The 19,858-nt window shown below is 61.5% G+C and carries 14 protein-coding genes; 5 read left to right on the top strand and 9 right to left on the bottom strand.

What is annotated here, in order from left to right; genetic code table 11:
- Positions 1 to 32: 32 nt before the first annotated feature.
- Together ppsA and WDU96_RS04050 are read right to left on the bottom strand one after the other, a co-directional pair.
- Complete coding sequence (ppsA, locus tag WDU96_RS04055; protein WP_337337202.1) at positions 33 to 2,420, bottom strand: phosphoenolpyruvate synthase; 2,388 nt, start codon at positions 2,418 to 2,420, stop codon at positions 33 to 35.
- 53 nt (positions 2,421 to 2,473) lie between these two features.
- A complete protein-coding gene (locus WDU96_RS04050; protein WP_337337201.1) occupies positions 2,474 to 3,325 on the bottom strand; it encodes a pyruvate, water dikinase regulatory protein in 852 nt (283 codons plus the stop codon).
- A 167-nt stretch (positions 3,326 to 3,492) separates the two neighbouring features.
- Between WDU96_RS04050 and WDU96_RS04045 the strand changes: the two genes are divergently transcribed.
- The gene (locus WDU96_RS04045) at positions 3,493 to 5,085 is read left to right on the top strand and encodes a Na+/H+ antiporter NhaC family protein (protein ID WP_337337200.1); all 1,593 of its coding nucleotides are present in this window, start codon (positions 3,493 to 3,495) and stop codon (positions 5,083 to 5,085) included.
- A 40-nt stretch (positions 5,086 to 5,125) separates the two neighbouring features.
- On the opposite strand, the gene WDU96_RS04040 is transcribed toward WDU96_RS04045, so the two are convergent.
- Positions 5,126 to 6,049 carry a DMT family transporter gene (locus tag WDU96_RS04040; protein ID WP_337337199.1) on the bottom strand — a complete coding sequence of 308 codons (924 nt, stop codon included), beginning with the start codon at positions 6,047 to 6,049 and terminating at the stop codon, positions 5,126 to 5,128.
- Between WDU96_RS04040 and WDU96_RS04035 the strand changes: the two genes are divergently transcribed.
- Entirely contained in the window at positions 6,048 to 7,463 is a 1,416-nt protein-coding gene (locus WDU96_RS04035) for an aminotransferase-like domain-containing protein (RefSeq protein WP_337337198.1), read from the top strand. The genes WDU96_RS04040 and WDU96_RS04035 overlap by 2 nt on opposite strands.
- Positions 7,464 to 7,629: 166 nt before the next feature.
- Here WDU96_RS04035 and WDU96_RS04030 read toward each other — a convergent pair whose 3' ends face one another.
- Positions 7,630 to 11,940 (bottom strand): carbohydrate-binding protein, encoded by a 4,311-nt coding sequence (locus tag WDU96_RS04030; RefSeq protein ID WP_337337197.1) that lies wholly within the window; start codon positions 11,938 to 11,940, stop codon positions 7,630 to 7,632.
- A 173-nt stretch (positions 11,941 to 12,113) separates the two neighbouring features.
- Between WDU96_RS04030 and WDU96_RS04025 the strand changes: the two genes are divergently transcribed.
- Positions 12,114 to 12,752: a TetR/AcrR family transcriptional regulator gene (locus tag WDU96_RS04025; RefSeq protein WP_337337196.1), complete on the top strand. Its 639-nt coding sequence runs from the start codon at positions 12,114 to 12,116 to the stop codon at positions 12,750 to 12,752.
- Position 12,753: 1 nt separating this feature from the next.
- Here the strand turns inward: WDU96_RS04025 and WDU96_RS04020 are convergent, their stop codons facing one another.
- From WDU96_RS04020 to gad, 3 genes are all read right to left on the bottom strand, one after another.
- Positions 12,754 to 13,878, bottom strand: coding sequence for a Gfo/Idh/MocA family protein (locus WDU96_RS04020; RefSeq protein WP_337337195.1), 1,125 nt, complete (start codon positions 13,876 to 13,878; stop codon positions 12,754 to 12,756).
- Positions 13,875 to 14,699 carry a sugar phosphate isomerase/epimerase family protein gene (locus WDU96_RS04015; protein WP_337337194.1) on the bottom strand — a complete coding sequence of 275 codons (825 nt, stop codon included), beginning with the start codon at positions 14,697 to 14,699 and terminating at the stop codon, positions 13,875 to 13,877. Before WDU96_RS04015 ends, WDU96_RS04020 begins: the two co-directional genes overlap by 4 nt.
- Before the next feature lie 83 nt (positions 14,700 to 14,782).
- The gene (gene gad, locus WDU96_RS04010; RefSeq protein WP_337337193.1) at positions 14,783 to 16,192 is read right to left on the bottom strand and encodes a glutamate decarboxylase; all 1,410 of its coding nucleotides are present in this window, start codon (positions 16,190 to 16,192) and stop codon (positions 14,783 to 14,785) included.
- A 255-nt stretch (positions 16,193 to 16,447) separates the two neighbouring features.
- Between gad and WDU96_RS04005 the strand changes: the two genes are divergently transcribed.
- On the top strand, positions 16,448 to 17,287 hold the full coding sequence (locus tag WDU96_RS04005) for a universal stress protein (RefSeq protein WP_337337192.1): 840 nt from the start codon (positions 16,448 to 16,450) through the stop codon (positions 17,285 to 17,287).
- Between the two features lie 40 nt (positions 17,288 to 17,327).
- Here the strand turns inward: WDU96_RS04005 and WDU96_RS04000 are convergent, their stop codons facing one another.
- Entirely contained in the window at positions 17,328 to 18,308 is a 981-nt protein-coding gene (locus WDU96_RS04000) for a Gfo/Idh/MocA family protein (RefSeq protein WP_337337191.1), read from the bottom strand.
- Positions 18,309 to 18,478: 170 nt separating this feature from the next.
- On the opposite strand from WDU96_RS04000, the gene WDU96_RS03995 reads away from it, so the two are divergent.
- Positions 18,479 to 19,318 carry an HAD family hydrolase gene (locus tag WDU96_RS03995; RefSeq protein WP_337337190.1) on the top strand — a complete coding sequence of 280 codons (840 nt, stop codon included), beginning with the start codon at positions 18,479 to 18,481 and terminating at the stop codon, positions 19,316 to 19,318.
- Between the two features lie 13 nt (positions 19,319 to 19,331).
- Here WDU96_RS03995 and WDU96_RS03990 read toward each other — a convergent pair whose 3' ends face one another.
- Entirely contained in the window at positions 19,332 to 19,850 is a 519-nt protein-coding gene (locus tag WDU96_RS03990; protein ID WP_337337189.1) for a flavin reductase family protein, read from the bottom strand.
- Positions 19,851 to 19,858 lie beyond the last annotated feature (8 nt).

The raw sequence follows: 19,858 nt of genomic DNA, 5'->3' as shown, positions 1-19,858 counted from the left end.
CGCGTCCACGGCTGCCAGAATATCGGCCGGCGCTAGGCCGCACCCACGGAACTGCGCTTGGCGAGCCGGAGCCACGTTTCCACGACGGTGTCGGGGTTGAGCGACATCGATTCGATGCCCTGGTCCACGAGCCACTCGGCGAGGTCGGGGTGATCGCTGGGACCCTGTCCACAAATGCCGACGTACTTCTCGGCCCTGCGGCAGGCCTCGATCGCCATCGACAGTAGCTTTAGCACGGCAGGGTTGCGTTCATCGAACGTCTGGGCCACCAGCGCCGAGTCGCGATCAAGGCCAAGCGTGAGCTGCGTCATGTCGTTGGAGCCAATAGAGAATCCGTCGAAGTACTCAAGGAACTCATCGGCGAGCAGGGCGTTCGAGGGTAGCTCGCACATCATGATGACTCGCAGACCGTTCTCACCACGCCGCAGACCGTTCTCACCCAGCAGTTCGATAACCGACTGCGCTTCGGTCACGGTGCGAACAAACGGCACCATGATCTCGACGTTGGTCAACCCCATCTCATCGCGGACATACCTCAGCGCCTCGCACTCCAGGTCGAAACACTCACGGAAGTCTTCGGAAATGTAGCGCGAAGCTCCGCGGTAGCCGAGCATTGGATTCTCTTCGTGCGGCTCGTACAGTTCGCCGCCGATCAGGTTGGCGTATTCGTTCGATTTGAAGTCCGACAGGCGCACGATCACCGGTTCCGGAGCGAACGCTGCCGCGAGCATCGATACTCCTTCGGCGACCCGCCTGACGAAATACTCGCGCGGTGACTCGTATGCGGCAATCCGCTCGGTGATCTCGGCCCGCAACTCGGGCTCGAGCGCGTCGTACTCGAGAAGTGCCCGCGGGTGAATGCCGATCTGGCGGTTGATCACGAACTCGAGGCGAGCGAGCCCCACGCCCTTGTTCGGGAGCTTTGAGAACGCGAACGCCTGGTCGGGTGTGCCCACGTTGAGCATGATCTTGGTCGGGCTCACCGGCATGTCGTCAAGCTTGGTGATGATCTCTTCGAAGTTCAGAATGCCTTCATAGACGAAACCTGCATCGCCCTCGGCGCACGAGACCGTCACTTCGCGGCCATCCTGAAGCATGGTGGTGGCATCTCCCGTGCCCACCACTGCAGGAATGCCGAGTTCACGGGCGATGATCGCCGCGTGGCAGGTGCGCCCACCGCGGTTGGTCACGATCGCCGACGCGAGCTTCATGATCGGCTCCCAATCAGGATCGGTCATATCGGCGACAAGCACCTCGCCCTTTTTGAACGTGTCCATCTGGTCGAGTGAACTCATGACGCGCACGGCGCCAGCGCCAATCTTCTGGCCGATTGCGCGGCCGGTCGTCACAACCGGCCCGTGTTCGTGCAACGCGAAGCGTCTGGTGACGTTGCCGTCCGCCCGAGAGACGACGGTTTCAGGGCGCGCCTGCAGAACGTAGAGCTTGCCGTCAATGCCGTCTCTGCCCCATTCGATGTCCATCGGGCGCCCGTAGTGCTTTTCGATTACGAGCGCTTGGCGACCAAGCTCTTCCACTTCGGCGTCGCTAATGCTGAAGTGCGCGCGCTCCGCGACGGGCACGTCTGTGAAGACTGTGCTGCCGCCCGCGTGGCTACCATCGGCGTAGATCATCTTGATCGCCTTCTCTCCCACCGAGCGCTTCAGCACTGCGGGGCGACCTGCCTCGAGAGCTGGCTTGTAGAGGTAGAACTCATCTGGATTGACCGCGCCCTGAACGACCGCTTCGCCCAGTCCGAATGAGCTGGTGACAAAGACAGCACGGTCGAACCCTGATTCGGTATCGACGGTGAACAGCACTCCCGATGACCCGACATCTGAGCGCACCATCCGCTGCACACCTGCCGACAACGCGACGTCATGGTGGTCGAAACCGTGGTGCACGCGGTAGGCGATAGCCCGGTCGTTGTACAGCGAAGCGAACACCGAGCGAATAGCGGCCAAGACATTTTCGATACCGCTGATGTTGAGAAAAGTCTCTTGCTGACCTGCGAATGATGCGTCGGGAAGATCCTCCGCCGTCGCGCTCGAGCGCACCGCCCATGACACCGACTCAGGTTCGGGATCGTTGCTCACGAGTTGCTCGTACGCTGAGCGAATGTCTGCTTCGATCTGAGCAGGCAACGGCTGCTGTTCAATCCATTCGCGCACGGTCGCACCGACGCGAGCAAGATCGGCCACGTTGCTCACGTCCAGCGCTTCGACTGTGGTGCGAATGCGGTCGTACAAGCCATCCGCTGCGAGAAATTCGCGATAGGCGTCTGCGGTGGTGGCGAAGCCTCCAGGCACGCTGACCCCAGCATCCGAGAGATTTGAAACCATCTCGCCGAGAGACGCGTTCTTGCCTCCCACGCGGTTGACGTCTGTCATGCCGATTTCTTGGAACCAAAGGATGTTCGTCATATGAGTCTCCAAAGTGGTGTGCGTTGTGCGCGTTGGTTGAGGGAAAGGAAAGGTCAGCTACGTAGGCGCATCGACTGCATGATCACGGCCGACATCTCTTCGACTGACTTTGTGGAGGAGTTGAGGAACGGCACGCGGTTGCGTCGATACAGGTCTTCGGCTCGACGCAACTCCAAAGTGCACTGGGCAAGACTGGAGTACGTCGAATCAGGGCGACGCTCATGACGCACCTGGCTGAGTCGCAGGGGCGTCGTGGTCAGGCCGAAGCACTTTTCGACGTACCGAGCGACCGTGCTCGGCAACCCGTCAGACGGAAAGTCGTCGTCGGTCAGCGGGTAGTTGGCCACGAGTAGCCCGTATTGCAACGCGAGGTACATGGTCGTCGGGGTCTTTCCGCAACGCGAGGGAGCGATGATGATGATGTCAGCGATATCGAGCGCCCGCATGCTCTGGCCGTCGTCGTGTTCTATGGCGTATTCCACAGCTCGCATTCGCGCAAAGTAGCGTCCGATGTCTCCGACGCCGTGGTACTGCCCCAGTTGTTCAGAGGCTGTCGTGCCCAAAGATGCTTCAAGCTCGCGCAGGTGGCCGCCCAGCAGGTCGATAACTACGGCTCCCGAGCTATTGAGCTCTCGAAGAATCTCGGCCGACTTCACGGTCGCAAAGACGATGGGCTCGTTGCCCTCGCTCGCGGCTCGTTGAATCTCGCCGATCACGCGCTGTGCGCCAGCGGCCGTGTCTACGAAAGGGATGGTGTGACGCCGAAAGTTCACGCTGGGAAAATTGGCGAGCAGCGCGCTGCCGAGAGTCTCGGCGGTAATGCCAGTACTGTCAGAAACGAAGTACGCCGCGCGAGTACGCAGATCGGTTCGGCTGGTTGGTTCCACAAGTTTTGGGATGTCCACTCGTCCAGTCTTGCGAAAAAACGTGGTTCATTCATCGCATTCAGCCGACAAGAATCTAAGAAATTAACAAATAAGTAATCGCGAGCATCGGACTGGCGCCCGCCGTCTAATTGACGCGCCGCCCGGTCTTCCGATAGCTTCAGCCCCAGAAACGAGGGAGTCGACCCATGCTTGAGGCCGCACCGTGGCTGACGTTGCTTCCCCCCGTGGTGGCGATCGTCTTGGCCATCATCACCAAGAAAGTGCTGCTGAGTCTCGGCGCAGGCATCATCGCCGCTGCGCTGCTCATCGCGGAGTTCAATCTGTTCGAAACCGCGCAGTTGATCTGGCAGTCCTTCGCCGTGCTGTTCTGGGATGACGGAGCACTGAACACCTGGTACATCTACATTCTGCTGTTCATCATCTTGCTCGGCGTCATCGCCGCATTCATCATGATGTCTGGCGGCACAAAAGCGTTCGCCGACTGGGCGGTAGCGCGAATCAAAACTCGCCGCGGCGGGCAGTTTCTGCCGGCAGTCCTCGGCATCGTCATCTTCATCGACGACTACTTCAATGCCCTTGCTGTCGGCCAGATCAGTCGGCCGGTGACTGACCAGCACCACACCTCGCGCGCGAAGCTGGCCTATATCGTCGATTCCACCTCGGCTCCTGTCGCGGTGCTGGCGCCGTTTTCGAGCTGGGGCGCCTACATCATCGGCATCCTTGCGCCAATCGTGGCGGCGTCAACGCTCACGGTGAGCAGCATTGAAGCCTTTCTCGGCGCAGCTGCGTCGAACTACTACGCGATAGCCGCGGTGATGTTGGTGTGGCTCGTCATTCTCTTTCGCGCCGATCTCGGTGCGATGCGCCGCGAAGAGCGCCGCGCCATCGTCGAGGGACGCCCCTATGCCGACGGTGAGGTCGTTCCCGGTCAGCTGAGTGACGATCTGCCGGTGCACGAGCCCGGCGCCAAACGCGCGATCATCGTTCCATTCGTCGCACTGGTCATTGGCGTATTGATCGGCATCATGTGGACGGGCTACCAGTCCACGGGTTCGTGGGATGCCGTCGAGATTCTCGCCGCCACCGACCCGAGCACCGCCCTGATATTCGGCGGGCTGCTCGGTCTCATCTGCGCGATCTACTACTACGTTCGCTACACCAGCGAAAACCCCAAGTTCGGGTGGCACACCTTCGGCCAGGGTTGGATTGGCGGTGTGAAGGCCATGTCGCCGGCAATCGGCATCTTGGTCTTTGCTTGGATGCTCGGGGGCCTGATCGACAGCCTTGGCACCGGCGTCTTCCTGGGAGATTTGGTGGAGTCGTCGAGCCTGCCCGCGGCATGGCTCATTCCGATTGTCTTCGTGATCGCCGCTGCCATGGCATTCGCCACGGGCACTTCGTGGGGGTCGTTCGGACTACTGCTGCCCATCGCGGGTGGCATCGTGAACTCCGTCGATGCGCCTGAACTGCTGCTCCCCATGCTTGGCGCCGTGCTCGCTGGTGCTGTTGCGGGTGATCACGCGTCACCGATTTCAGACACCACGATCCTCTCGGCGACAGGTGCGGGCTGCAACGTGATCACCCACGTGATCACCCAGCTTCCGTTCGTCGCCGTAGCCGGACTCTCGGCCGTCGCTGGCTACTCGATGCTGGCAGCCACGGGCGTCATCTGGCTCGGCTTGGTGACGACCCTCGTACTGGTGGTCGCCACCGTGCTCGTCAGCAGGGTGTTTCTCAGACCGGTCGAGGTGGAATCCGCAGAGCCTGCCGTCAGCTAGGCCGCCTTCGCGGGACGGGCACCGCCCACGCTGGGTTCTGTCAGCGTCTTCGTCGACCCAGCCGAGTGCGTACAGCCAAGCCTGCGCACGCGATGACCGCGATACCGCCGAGCACGGTAGGCCAGCTGAGCTGTTCATGAAGCAGCATCGCCGCCCACGCGATGCTCATCACCGGCTGCACGAGTTGCACCTGACTGACCTGCGCCATCGGACCAAGCGCCAGCCCTCGATACCAGGCGAAGAAGCCGAGAAACATGCTCACGACAGCAAGATAGGCAAATGCCAGCCACTGCACCGGCGTGGCGGAGAAAGTTTGTTGTTGCACCGAAGTCAGAGTCAAGACGATCATCAGCGGTGAGGCGAGCACGAGCGCCCACGACACCGTCTGCCAAGAGCCGAGCTCACGGGCCAGCAAGCCACCCTCGGCATAGCCCACCGCCGCTGCGATAACCGCGCCGAACAGCAGAAGATCTGACCAGGTCAATCGCGGCACTCCCCCGCTCTGCAGCGCGGCGAACCCGACGGCAGCTAGGGCACCGAGGCCCGCGAACAACCAAAAGGAGCGCGTTGGGCGCTCCTTGGTGCGCAGTACAGCGGCGACGGCGGTGGCGGCTGGCAGCAGTGCGATGACGACCGCCGCGTGACTCGCCGAAGTAGTGGTGAGTGCAAACGACGTGAACATCGGAAAGCCAACCACGACGCCGGCAGCAACGACCGCCAGTCGAGCCCATTGGGCACGAGTGGGCGCCCGTTGGCGCGTGAGAAGCAGCGCGATCGTCGCCAGCAGGGCCGCAACGACCGCTCGGCCCGAGCCGATGAAGAGGGCTGGCAGGCTTTCGCCCGCGACCCTTGTGAACGGCAGGGTGAATGAGAACGCAGTGACGCCCAGCAGACCCCACCACAGCCCAGCTCGACCGGATAACAGTGGCGCGCTTTGCGCGGTAACGCTACTCTTGTCTGACATGTCTAACGATAGCACCGGACGGATCCTCGCCGCACTGCGTGAGCGCATCGCGATAGCGTCGCCCGGTGCGCGTCTGCCGTCAAACCGTGAACTCACCGCGGAATACAGCGCGAGCCCAGTAACCGTGCAAAAAGCGATGCGCACACTGGCGACGCTCGGATTGATAGAGAGCAGACCCGGAGTCGGCACCTTCGTTCGCGCCGTGCGGAGCGCAAGCCCCGTCGACTACAGCTGGCAGACGGCAGCTCTCGGGGCGCCTCACGCTCGAATGCCAGCCCTATCGACCACCCAGCGCGGCACAGCGCCCGACGCGATCGGATTGCACTCCGGCTACCCCGACAGGGATTTACTCCCCGAGCGACTCGTGCGCACCGCACTCGCACGAGCCGCACGCACCAGCGTGGCAATCACTCGTTCACCATCTGCCGGTGACGTCGATCTGCGGTCATGGTTTGCCGCGGAACTCGCGCAGACCGCACCGGTTGAAATCACCGCGCCCTCAGCCCACGACGTCATCATCGTTCCGGGCACGCAGAGCGGTTTGAGTTCGATCTTCCGTGCCGTCGTCGGCCCCGGCCAGCCCTTGCTGATCGAATCGCCCACGTATTGGGGTGCCATCATCGCTGCGACTCAGGCCGAAGTGACGCTTGTGCCCGTGCCCTCCGGTCCGGACGGACCTGACGCAGAAGCGATTCAGCGAGCTTTCGAACAGAGCGGAGCGCGTGCGTTCTACGCGCAGCCGACCTACGCAAACCCGACGGGAGCGCAGTGGTCGCCTGATCAGCGCCGTGACATTCTCGAGATCACTCGCACTCAGGGGGCATTCCTGATCGAAGACGATTGGGCGCACGATTTCGCGATCGATACCAACCCCCACCCCGTGGCGGCGCACAATGACTCCGGGCATGTGATCTATTTGCGCTCGCTGACGAAGAGCACGTCGCCCGCCCTGCGAGTGGGCGCGGTGATCGCCCGTGGGCCCGTGCGCGAACGCATTCTCGCCGACCACGTCGCCGAGTCGATGTACGTGAGCGGGATGCTGCAAGCAGCCGCCGTCGACGTCATCACACAACCGTCGTGGAGCACGCATCTGAGGGGTCTTCGACAGCAACTCAAGGCTCGGCGTGACCTGCTCGCAGACAGCATCGAGACTCATGTGCCAGAAGCGCATATTTCCCGTCGCCCCGCGGGCGGCCTGAATCTCTGGCTCCGGCTGCCAGACGGCACCGATCTCGAGCGTCTCGTTCGCGAGTGCGAGTCGCGCGGCGTCATCATCGCCCCCGGCAGCGAGTGGTTTCCGGCCGAAGCGTCCGGTCCTCACATTCGGTTGAACTATTCAGGACCGAATCCCGAGCGCTTCCCCGAGGCGTCCGAGATCATCGGCTCTGTGTTGCGCAAGTACGGTGTGGTTTGACCAGTTCGCCGCTTAACGACATCGGCTAGTCGCGCGATCTCATTCATGTGTGACGGCTCACACAGTTGCGAAACGAGGGCGTTCGAGTAGCACCGCGACGGCAACCTTTCTCGAAGAACTATGGCCGGGCCGCGTTTCGCGACCCGGCCATAGTTCACCTCAGGGGTTAGTAGCTGCCGAGGTCTTGCCAGACGCTCGCGCCGGGAGTTGCGTTGCGGGTCCACCACTTCGCTTTCCAGACATGACCGTTGTGAGCAACAACCTCACCGCCGGTGTACACCCACGATGCGGTCCACTCACGAACACCCGTGCCCGCCGCGGGCACCAGGTCACCCTGTTGCATCCACGAACCCGTCGTTGACGTACCCGGCTCACTGTTGCGCGTCCACCACTGCGCCACATAGGTGGCCCCGTTATACGTGACTTCGTCACCGGTGTTGTAGACCACGCTCGCATCCCACACCGGCGCTGCCGGAGCAGGCTCCACCAGAGTGAACGTCAACGTGGTCGCGTTACCGGCAACATCGAACACCACCACAGTGTTCTCACCCAACACCGCACCAAACGTGCCCGGAACAATACCGTTCACATCCGACCACTTCGCGTTAGTGAGATCCTTCACCGTGCCATTGATCTCCACCCGATCAACCAGACCCGCATCAAACAACTTCAGGCTCAACTTCTCATACCCCGAAGCCGCATCACCGATCGTGAACTCATCACCAGACTTCACCGTCACCGTCGGCACCGTGGCATCAATCGTGAACGACACCACACCCGTCGACGAGATGTTCCCCGCCACATCCGACGCGTTGTACTTCATCGAATACGAACCATCCGGCAAAGACACCGTCGCCGAGTGCGAGAACTCCGTCGCCCCATCCGCCACAGACTGCGTGCTCTTCACCAGCAACCCATCCTTATAGATGTTCGCCACCACACGATGCAGCCCCGCGTTATCGGTCGCATCCACCTTCACCGACAACTCCTGGAACGGACCAGCCGTCGAAGGCGACACCAACACCACCACCGGACGCTCAGTATCAACAGGTGTCGTGTCGACGGTTGCGACCTCGACACTTACTGACGCCGAGATCCCAGCGACTGTGGCGGTCAGCATATGGGTACCGGCATCGGTGAACGAAACGGTCAGCCCATCGATGGCATCGGTCGCGACATCACTGCTCACCGTGACATCCTCGCCATCAACCAATACTGCATTGCCGTGTTCATCAGAGCCCGAAACGGTGAGGCTGACAGACTCGCCCTGATCGACACTCGCAGACGACGCCTCGACACTCAGCGACGCCAGGTCAGCTGCTACGACCTCCACGTCGACCGTTTCGCTCACGCCGTTCACTGTCGCGGTGAACGTGTGAGTTCCAGCCTCGGTGACCGTTGCGGTCGTTCCCGTTATCACGTCGCTGCCGACGTTGCTCGACACGACGACATCCTCGCCATCAACAGCCATCGCATTGCCGTAGTTGTCTTCGCCTGACACTGCGAACTCAACGGCATCACCCGCGACGACAGATGAGGGTGACGCGACGACCTCGAGTGACTGCAGGACTCCAGCCGGCACATCTGGAGTGATACTGAAGTTGGTGAAGTCGGCACGACCGTAGACGCTGACGTCGTGCGAGACGTGGACGAGCCCCGCGTCTTGCTTGGCATCAGCGGTCGTGAGGGTCTCCGACCCGATTGCGGTCCACGTCGCTCCGTCATCCTTCGAGTACTTTGCCTGTACGACATCTCCGTTGCGCACCAATTGAAGACTGACAGGCGCGGTCACGCCACCAACAGTGGTGTTGCGATCAAGCAACCCGTTGTTGTCGCGGTCGACGCTGAAGATCACTCCCTTAGCCGGAGTGACCACCAGAATCGCGTAGCCACCAGCCGAACGAGCCTGCGAAACGTCGTTGCGAATGACGAGGCCGCTCTTCGTCCAATCATTGACACGGTCGTGGCTCGTGACCTTGGCAGTCATGGTCGTGCCGTCGCCGAAGGAGTCCTCGGCATAGATTGCCGCGAAGTCATCGTCGCTCTGGTTGACGCCCCACATGTCTGCGCCAGCTTCCCAGAGAGCGAACTCGTCACCCTTCTGGCCCGCGAGATAGGCGCCGTTTCCGGTCGAGAGGAATGGCGCGCGAATGGTGCCACCAACGCTGACCGTCGCGATCTCAGATGCGGCGACCGAATCCGAGTTCACCTGCACTGCGATGTCAGCGGTATCGATCGCATCAGTCAGCTGCGCTGGCGTCGCAATCGACCATCGCTGGACGGCAGCGGTTCCGAGGGGCAGCGTGGCGGGCACATCGTCGAGCGACGTGGCCGACCAGCCGCTTGGCGCAGTCGCGGAGAGGGTCAGACCGGTGTGATCAGCCGCGAGGTCTTCGAATGACGCTGTGACAATTGTCTGGCCAGAGACCACCTCCGCAGAGGTGTCGAGGCAGGCACTGCCGGGACGTGATGCGTCACCCGAGGGGCGCAGCTCTGCGGAGACACCAGCGTTGTAACGAATGTTCGTGATTTCACACGAGACCACGTCGGACGGAGTGAACGTCGTCGCCTCGACCAGCGTGTTGCGGTTGCCGCGAACGATCGTGTTGCCCTCTGAGATCCAGTTGCCCGAGCCCGAGAGGTTTGCCGTGTTCGGCGCGCGGAAGTTCGCTCCCCACCAGTCACCGTTGATTGCCACGTTGTTGTTGAAGGTCAAGTCTCGCGAGCCTTCATCGGGATAAAACGCTCGGTTTCGGGGCTCAACGATGTAGTTCTCCGACCACACGCTGCCGGGATTTGCTGACAGGTTGTAGAAGCCGCCAAGGTCGGTGTGCTTGAGTCCGTAGCGCGCGGTGTAGTTAGCGGTGATCAAGTTGTTCTTGGCCACGGTTGGCGTTGTGAAAACGGGCTGATAGTCGTACAGCCCGCGTTCGGCGTAGTCCGAGCTGCCGCCGACGTCGTTGGCTCCCCAGCCGTAGCCCGTGTTGATCGCGCCGTAGGGCATGTCCGTGACGTCGTTGTGTTCGATTACCGAGTCTGCGGTGTAGGTCATCAAGATGCCCACCGCGCTGGTGTACGTGTCTGCAGCATCCCAGATCCGGTTCTGCGACACGGTGATTTCTGACACCGTCATCCGATCGACCGTTGCGTCGCTGACGGCTGGGTCACGGGTGCCGTCGTCGAGTGTGCCCGGGTGATGAGCCTGCTGCTCGATACCACCGATGGTCAGAGCGTTGGAGCCGATCTCAGTGAACGTCGATGCGGTCACCGAGATTCGCTGAGTGGCCAGCCCGACTCCGGAATCATGCGCGGTGGCGTCGTTGCCGATGCCCAGGCCGCTCGCCCCAAGTCCGACGAAATGAGAGCCGTCGATTGAGACGTCGGTGGCAGCCGAGATCTGCACGGCTGACGGAACCTGCTTCCAATCCGGGCGAGTCGATTCGAAGCCACCGGGGTAGTCGTCTTCGGGGTAATCCTCGCCGACAGAAAGATATCCGCCCGTCTGCTGGTCGACATACCCGCCGGTCTCGGTCGGTGTGTTCCACGTGGACCCCGAGAAGGTCACGCCGCTGATGCTGATGTCATGGGCCTGACTATCGGCGGAGCTGCCGCTGATCGAGAAGATTGTCTCAAGCCGTGGCAACTCGATGGCGGCGGTTGCCATGTCAACTGAGGCCGCAGGCTTGTAATAAAGAAGGTCAGCTTCGGTGTCGAGGAACCACTCGTCGCTCGCATCGAGGAAAGCCAGCGCATTTTCTGCATAGAAGCCGCTCTCGTGGAACGGTGTCTTGAGCGTGTCCCAGCCCCAGGTGTTGTTCTTCCAAGCGGGATTCACCATGACCAGCGTTGCCCCATCGGCGCTCAGCGAGTCGACTCGGCTATAGCGATCGGTGAATGAGTTGACTCCGCGAATTTCAACATGCGCGAGTTCTGCGGGAGTGAGGGTGGAGAGAAAACCCATGTTGCTCGTCATCTGCAGACCTTCAGCAATGAACGCTGACTGCGCGGGCCTGGTGAATCTAGTCTGTGCGCGCACCGCGCTTGTTCCGTTGACGTAGAGGTTCCTTGATTCTGCGTCTTCGGCAACGGGAGCGGAGTAGATGCCCGTGTCGGAATCAAGCGTCCACCCGGTGACCGCATCAGAACCCGAGAGCACCGGCGACGCACCATCAGCGGCAGTCCAGCGAACCCGGAATCCGTTGGTACCTGAATCCTCCTCGGTGAGCTCAAGGGTCTCAGCCAGACGGTACGTTCCATCGGCGAGAATGACCTGAATGTCCGCGGACATGGCGTCGTTGCTCGCTCGCACGAGGTCGCGGGCGCGAGTGATTGAGGCTGGATCGTTTGCGGTGCCAGCTGCTGAATCACCACCGTTCGGCGCTGCGTAGATCAGCAAGTCCGCTTCGACTGCGGAAGCCGCAGACAAGGGCACGGCCGCGGCCGCGAGAGTAAGCGCTGCCGTCGCGATGCAACTCACGACTGTGCGCCCTCTCATTGTTCTCTGGGATTTGTCGACGTCACGTAACACTGCATCTCCTTCGATCCGGTGGGCATGCCGGCAACAATGCCGGAACGCACCGACGGTATCAGACGTATGACGACTGACGCCATACTTAGTGCCCGATTGTTTTGTCTCAATATGATGAGAAGGTGACAACTTCTTCGCCCGACGCTCCGCGCCAGCGCGGCAACTACGCCAAGGGCGTCGCGCGGCGGCAAGAGATTCTCGACCGCGCAATCGAAGTGTTTGCGCAGCGTGGGGCGCAGCGAACGAGCCTGCGCGCGATCGCTCAAGAAGTGGGTGTCACGCATGCCGCGCTCACGCACTATTTCGGCTCGCTCGAGGAACTTCTGGTCGCCGTCTATACCGAATCGCAACGACGCAGCGATGGTGAAGAGGCCGAGGCGCCCGACGCCACCCCCGCCGAAGCGATGCGTGTATCGGCAAAGCGCAACCGCGAAATTCCCGGCATGGTGCAGCTCTATTCAACGCTCGTGGCTACGGCGCTCGAAGAGAATCATCCTGCCGCGCAAGATTTCGCGACGGAACGATTCGCCCGCCTGCGGGCAGACCTCACAGAGCGCGTGCGGAACCTGCAGTCAGCGGGTCGGCTACGCGCAGACGTCGAGGCGCATCTGGTCGCGGCGCTCGTGATCGCCGCATCCGATGGCCTGCAAACCCAGTGGCTACTCGAGCCGTCTCTCGATCATGAGGCGGCGCTCGGCATGCTCGATCTGTTGCTGAGCGGCCCGGTGGCGCCCGAGTTGCCGAGCGCCACCGACCGCTGAATCAGAGTGTCGCTGCGAAGGGATCGAACTCTTCTGGCAGCAGCGGCACGGCTGCCACGGTGCTTTCGATCGCGACCGTCTGCCCACTCGCCGCAGACTCTTCAGCTGACAGCAGCACGTCGAGCACGTGGAAGCCGAGCTCACCCGAGGCTACGTGCGGCCGGTCTTCGGCGATCGCGCGAACCATATCGAGCACGCCCAATCCGCGCCCGACCGCGACGTCTTGGTGTTCGATATCGATCCACGTCTGCTCGCGCGAGCCACCGTCACGCAGCACCCCGAGCGGCTCAACGTAGGCAATGCGCCCAGCGAACTGGTTCGGGTCGGGCAGAATGATCGTGCCCTCGGTGCCGTGAATCTCCACAATCCCGTGACGCTCGAGCGCCGAGTCAAAGCTGAGCAGAGACTGCGCCTGCGCCCCCGATTCGAAGGCGGTGATCACCTGCATGGTGGAGGGCACTTCGACGGTGAACGAAGAACCCGCGTTCGGTCCGGTGTGAATGAGGCGCTCTTCCCTCGATTTACTGCCGACAGCGGCCACTCGGTCTACCGCCCCAAACAAGGTGACGAGCGCCGTGAAGTAGTAAGGACCCATGTCGAGCAGTGGCCCTGCCCCCTGTGCGAACAAGAATCCGGGGTTCGGATGCCACAGGTCAGGGCCCTGCGTCTGGAAGACGGTCTGCGCGAAGAGGGGCCGTCCAATGCGGCCGTCTTCGATCGCGCGTCGCGCCGCCTGGAATCCAGGGCCCAGCAGTGTGTCAGGGGCCGAACCGATGCGCACGCCAGCGGCATCCGCTTCGGCGAGCAACTGAGCGACACCGGCGCGGTCAAGACCGAGGGGCTTCTCAGACCACACGTGCTTTCCCGCGGCGACCGCTGCGCGCGAGACCTCGATATGCGCGGCAGGAATCGTGAGGTTTACGACGATGTCAACATCCGGGTGTGCGAGCACGTCGGCCATGGTGCCGAAAGCGCCAACGCCGTATTGCTCAGCCTTCGCGCGGGCACGTTCAACATCGAGGTCGCCCAGAATTCGCACTTCGACATCAGGAAACGATGAGAGGTTCTGCAGGTAGGTGTCGCTGATGACTCCTACGCCGATGATGCCGACCCCGACCGCGCTCATCGAACGAACCCACCGTCACGCAGAAAGGCGAAGCTCGCGGCGATGTCGACAAAGACCTCTCCGGGCGGATTGTCGTACTCGATCACGGCGTACTCCACGGCGGATGCTGCCTTGAGCGACTCCGCAAGGGGCACCTCGCCCTCACCCGCGTGACGCTGGTCAAGGCTCTTCGAGCTGAACTCAGGCGCATCGGGTGCGAACGGGTTTGAAGCGGGAGCGATGCCATCTTTGACGTGGACAGCGGCAAGCCGGTCATCGAGACGCTCGACAAGAGCGACGACATCTTGCCCGCCAGCGAGTGCCCAGAACAGATCGAGCTCGATCGCAACACGAGAGTCGGTCAGCGACACGAACCGTTCGAATGCTGACTCGCCGTCGAAGCTCGCCACGAACTCCTGAGCGTGGTTGTGGTAGCCGACGCTCAGACCGAATCCCGCAGCGGTATCCACCAGGGTGTTCATGCGATCTGCGATGTCGGTCACGCCATCGAGGGTGCTCCAGCGCTCGGGCGCGACGAACGGGTCGATGACCGTCTTCATTCCGATCTTGGCAGCTGCTTCGAACACCACTTCGGGAGCGGGCGTGGGAATCGAGCCGTCCGGCGTCCACAGCGCGTCGGTGAGCAGGGGTGCGTGACCGGTGGGCGATGCTAGTCCGGCAGCATCCAGCGCCGCTCGCATCTCGTCGGGACGGCGCACGAAATCGAACGCCTCAACATTGCGAAGGCCGATCGCTGCGAGCTTGTCGAGCGAGCCTCCCATATCGGCAGAGAATTCAGCCGCGAGTGTGTAGAGCTGAATCGAAGCTATTGGCAGGGCCACGATGACCTTCCTTTCACGCAAGTAGGCGGACACCGCACGGTGTCCGCCTACAGAATACCTCCACTTGGAGGTTTTGGGTACTGCTAGTGGTGGAAGTGTGATCCGTTGCTTGCTTCGAGCGGGAGTGGTGCTTTGAGGGAGTCGAGGAATTCGACTTCGCCGCGTATGTCGGCAAGGAGCGCGGAGGCGAGGTCGTGGCTGAGTCCGACTTTCACCACGATGCGCTGCAGCACCATGTCTGACATGTCATCAGCCATCGGGTATGCCGGCACCAACCACCCCTTCATACGCAACCGGTCGGCAAGGTCGTACAGGCTCCAGTTCTCGGTGTGTCCGTCTTTCAAAACCCACGCGAACACCGGAATGGTGTCGCCCTTGCTGACCAGATCGAACGCACCGATCTTCGCGATCTCGGACGACAGGTACTGCGCCACGTCCAACGAGTTCTGCTGCACAGCACGGTATCCCTCACGACCCAGACGAAGGAACTGGTAGTACTGCAACAGCACCTGCGCGCCCGGACGCGAGAAGTTGATCGCCAAGGTGGGCATATCACCACCGAGGTAGCTGACGTGAAAGATCATGCTCTCGGGCAACACAGCCTTGTCACGCCACACCACCCAACCCACACCCGGATACACCAAACCGTACTTGTGTCCCGAGGTGCTGATGGAGTTCACCCGATCGATCTTGAAGTCCCACTCAAGCTCGGGCTGGCAGAACGGGGCAACCATCGCCCCCGACGCACCATCCACATGGATCTTCACATCAAGACCCGTGTTCGCCTGAATCTCATCCAGCTTCTTCGCGATCGCATCCACCGGCTCGTACGCACCGGTGAACGTCTGACCCAAAATCGCGACAACACCAATGGTGTTCTCATCGACATACTTCTCCAGCTCGAACCCGTCCAACACCATGTGATCGGGGGTGACCGGAACGAAACGTGCTTCCACTTCCCAGTAGTTGCAGAACTTCTCCCACACCACCTGCACCGCCGCAGACATGATCAGATTCGGCTTATCAAACGGCTTGCCCTCCGCCTTACGCTTCTCCTGCCAGATGCGCTTCAACGCCAAACCGCCCAGCATGCACGCCTCCGACGAACCAATCGTGGACGTACCAATCGTGTCGTCCACATTCGGAACATTCCACAAATCAGCAAGCATCCGCCAACAACGCTCTTCAATCGCTGCCGTCGCCGGATACTCGTCCTTATCGATCATGTTCTTATCGGCCGCTTCGGCATACAACTTCTTCGCCTCATCGTCCATCCACGTCGTCACAAACGTGGCCAGATTCAAACGACTATTGCCATCCAAAATCGCCTCATCATGCACGATCTGATACGCCGTCTCAGGCAAACTCGGCTGATCAGGCATCACGAACTTGTCAAACTCCGTCGCCTCACCCGGCCGAACAAAAACCGGATTCACGCTCAACAACGAATCGATATTGGTGCTCTGACGAGCCCTGCTGGTATTAGACGTCATGCTTGCTCCTGCTGTCTCGTAGGTTTGCTCGCGCAGCGGCGGGTAGCGATTGCATGCAATGACGGCGTGGGTCGCCATCGCGGGAGTTGGCTACAAGTGAACCGTATCGGTCGAGCCACACTCGGCGCCTCACCCGATCACGATGATCCCGGGCGACGCGATAGGACTTCCTGCCCTAATGACGCTGAGCTGCATCAGGCAGACTGATACCAGGTGACCGGCAGCTCAGCCCACCGTGTAGTCAAGGAGGACGCAATGCGAGAGAAAGTAATCGTCGGCGTAACGAATGCTGATGGCGCCCACCGCGCGGTGGATTGGGCAATCGACCGCGCAGCGCGCCGAGGCGAACGACTTGAGCTTGTTGCTGTTGTCGGAGGAGCGGTTGGCGTCGTCGGGGAGGGGCAGGTCATTGACGACGCCCTTCGCGAGACGCAGCGCATGCTCGAAGCGCAAGCTGAACGGGTTCGCGCACGCGGCGTCGCCGTGGAAACTCGGGTGGGGCGCGGCAAACCGGTCGATGAGCTCATCGAAGCGTCAAACGATGCGGCTCTGCTCGTCATTGGCAGCGACTATCGCGGGCCCGGGTCTGGTCCTGCGCGCGGCGCACACGGAATCCGCGTCACTGCCGGAGCGCATTGCCCTGTTGCCGTGGTGCCTGACCTCGACCTGACCGGCCGCTCCGGCGTGGTGGTGGGTGTCGACGGCTCCGAGATCTCCGAGGCCGCGATCGCCTTCGCTGCTGCTGAAGCTGACGCGCGCGGCGAGGTGCTTACCGCCGTCTGCACGTGGTCGCCGTTTGCAATTCCGCTCGAGGTGCGTTCCTTCCCCGATGACTATCTCGAGAACATGCAGAGCCTCACCGAAGAGACGCTTTCGATTTCGCTCGCGGGTCTCCGTGAGCAGTATCCCGACCTCGTCGTGCATCGCGTCGTCGAGAGCGGTATCGCGCAAACGGTGATCAACCGACTTGCTGCTGACGCGCGGCTCTCAGTCGTAGGCACCCATGGGCGAGGCGCGATTGCACGGTTCTTGCTCGGCTCGACCAGCCAAGAGGTACTTGCGCGCCTGGCGACGACGACGGTCGTCGTTCGCTGAGTTCCAGGAGCTCAGGGCCAAATGTATCTGCCTCGGTCGGCTAACCACCCAGACGGATACCTGCTGAGGCGAGCGCGCGCGTAGCCACCGAGAGCACGGCTTGACTGTGATCAAGCCGCACGTCGCGCTCTGCAAAGTCAAGAGTTTCGATCATTCGTTGGAACGCCATGAATTCTGGCACCATCCGATGCGCAGGAGCGCTCGGATCAATGTGGTCGGTGTCTCCGCCGCGAAGTTGCACGTCTACCGATTCCATGACATTGGGCGCACCGTCGATGACGAACGACCCGTGTGTTCCCTGCAGCTTTGTGCGGATCGGGCCGTCTGAATCCTTCGCACAGACACACACCGCTGTGCACGTCTCGTAGTCCAGCACGAGGACGCCTGACGTGTCGATTCCCCGATCGATTTTCGCCGTATATGAGACGGATCGCGGCTCACCCAGCAAGCCCACGACGAAGTGAATGGTGTAGATGCCGATATCCATCAGCGCCCCACCACCTTTCGTAGCATCGAATGCTGGCAGCACGTCTCCCGCTTGAAACGCATCGAAGCGAGACGAGTACTGCGAGTAGTCGCATTGGATGAGACGCAGGTCGCCGAGGTCACCAATGTGTTCCTGGAGCCACCGGTAGTTTGCGAGATCGAGGGTTGAGATTGCTTCAACGAGAATCACGCTCTTGGCAGTCGCGATTCGACGCAACTCCGCCAAATCCGACTCACTCAGCACGAATGGCTTCTCACAGATGACGTGCTTCTCAGCCAAGAGCGCTCTGCGCGCAAACTCCATATGAAGAGAGTTCGGAACAGCGATCCACACCGTATCGACTCGCGCATCGGCGAGCATCTCGTCATAGTCGACGTAGACGCTTTCTATCCCGAACTGCGCCTGCAACTGCTCAAGGTGTTCACGCCTGGCCGGGCGACCATAGATCGCAGCAAGTGACAGACCGTCGACCGCGTACGCGTGCGGAAGAAACTCCTCGACGATCTTGCCCGCGCCGACGACCGCCAGCTTCACCTTTCGCCCTCAATCATCGTCACGACGAACGGCCAGACCAGCTTCGATTGCGTTGCGCTCATGCACACAGCGTATGTGGCACCGACCGCCGAGACTTCTAGACTGGTCCCGCCCTCAGCGCCGCTGCCGCACTCGTCTTCACGACGCCGGCTCAAAACTTGGAGCATTTCATGGCCTCCCCCCGTATCGCCTTCCTCGACGTAGACGGCACAATCCTTGACCATGGCAAGACGATCGCTCGCTCAACGATCGACGCAGTGCGCAGTGCGCGTGCCGCGGGGCACTACGTCTACCTGAGCACCGGCCGCGCTGCAGGCGACATTCACCCAGATGTGCTCGACATCGGATTCGATGGGGCGATCTCGAACGGAGGTGCGTACGCGACAGTCGGCGATCTCAGCGTGGTCGCCAACCCGATGCCGCGAGCCGCGGTGGATGAGCTGATCACCTACATGGACGCCGCCGGCATCTTGTATCTGTTGCAGACGAATGCTGCGGTATACGCGTCGCCGCACGTGCAGAAGATGTTGGATGACCTGACGCGCAGCTGGATGGCCTCGCATGGCGATGAAGACACGCCCCAGACGGCTCCGCAAGAAGTGCCGCGTTTCGGCGACATCGCCGACATCGACCTGACACAGGTAGCGAAGGCGGTGTTCCTGAGCGACCAGACCGACGCCGTTGAACGAGCACAGGCCGACCTCAAAGACCGGTTTCATGTCGTCGCGGGAAGCATGCCCCTCCCCGGCGGATCGAACGGCGAAATCGGCATGCGCGGCACCACGAAGGGTTCTGCAATTCTGTCCGTGCTGACGCATCTCGCGATCGAACCGTCGGCGGCGATCAGCATCGGCGACAGCTGGAACGATGTCGAGATGTTCGAGGTGTGCGGCGTGGGCATCGCAATGGGCAATGCCCCAGCTGCTTTGAAGCAACTCGCCGACGAAGTGACCACCAGCGTGCGTGATGACGGCATTTGGAACGCGTTCCGCAAACACGGCCTGATCTGAGAACGCCTTCAGCTTAAATTGCGATGACGTTTGTTTCGCGCAGGTGCCGGTATGCGCCTTTGAAGAAGAGCAGCGGCTCAGATCGATGCCACTCCGGCGGGCTGAGTTCGCGCACACGGCCGATGATCACTAGATGATCCCCCGCCTCGTGCTCTGCCCAGATCTCGCAGTCGAGCCACATGAGCGTGTCATGAATAACGGGGTTTCCCGCGGCCGAGTGATGCCAGTCGACGCCAGCCCATTTGTCTGTTCCCCTTTGCGCGAACTGACTTGAGAGGTCGTGCTGGTGGTGGGCGAGAACATTGACCGCGAAGCTGCCGGTTTCACGAATTCGGGGATACGTGGTTGACGATGTCATGACGCTGAATGACACCAACGGTGGGTCTATTGACACGCTGTAGAAGGACTGACAGGTGAATCCGATCGGCCCGTCGGCGTCGTGACCCGAGATCACCGTGACGCCTGAAGCGTAGTGTCCGAGGGTGTCGCGCAAGGCCCGGGCATCAATCGCGGGGTGTGTTTCTGAAGACATGGGGCTCT

The organism is Microbacterium marmarense, from assembly GCF_037204165.1.
GTDB classification, from domain to species: Bacteria; Actinomycetota; Actinomycetes; order Actinomycetales; family Microbacteriaceae; genus Microbacterium; species Microbacterium marmarense.
Note: the sequence above shows the minus strand (reverse complement) of the source record. Positions and strands in the feature narration are given on the sequence as shown.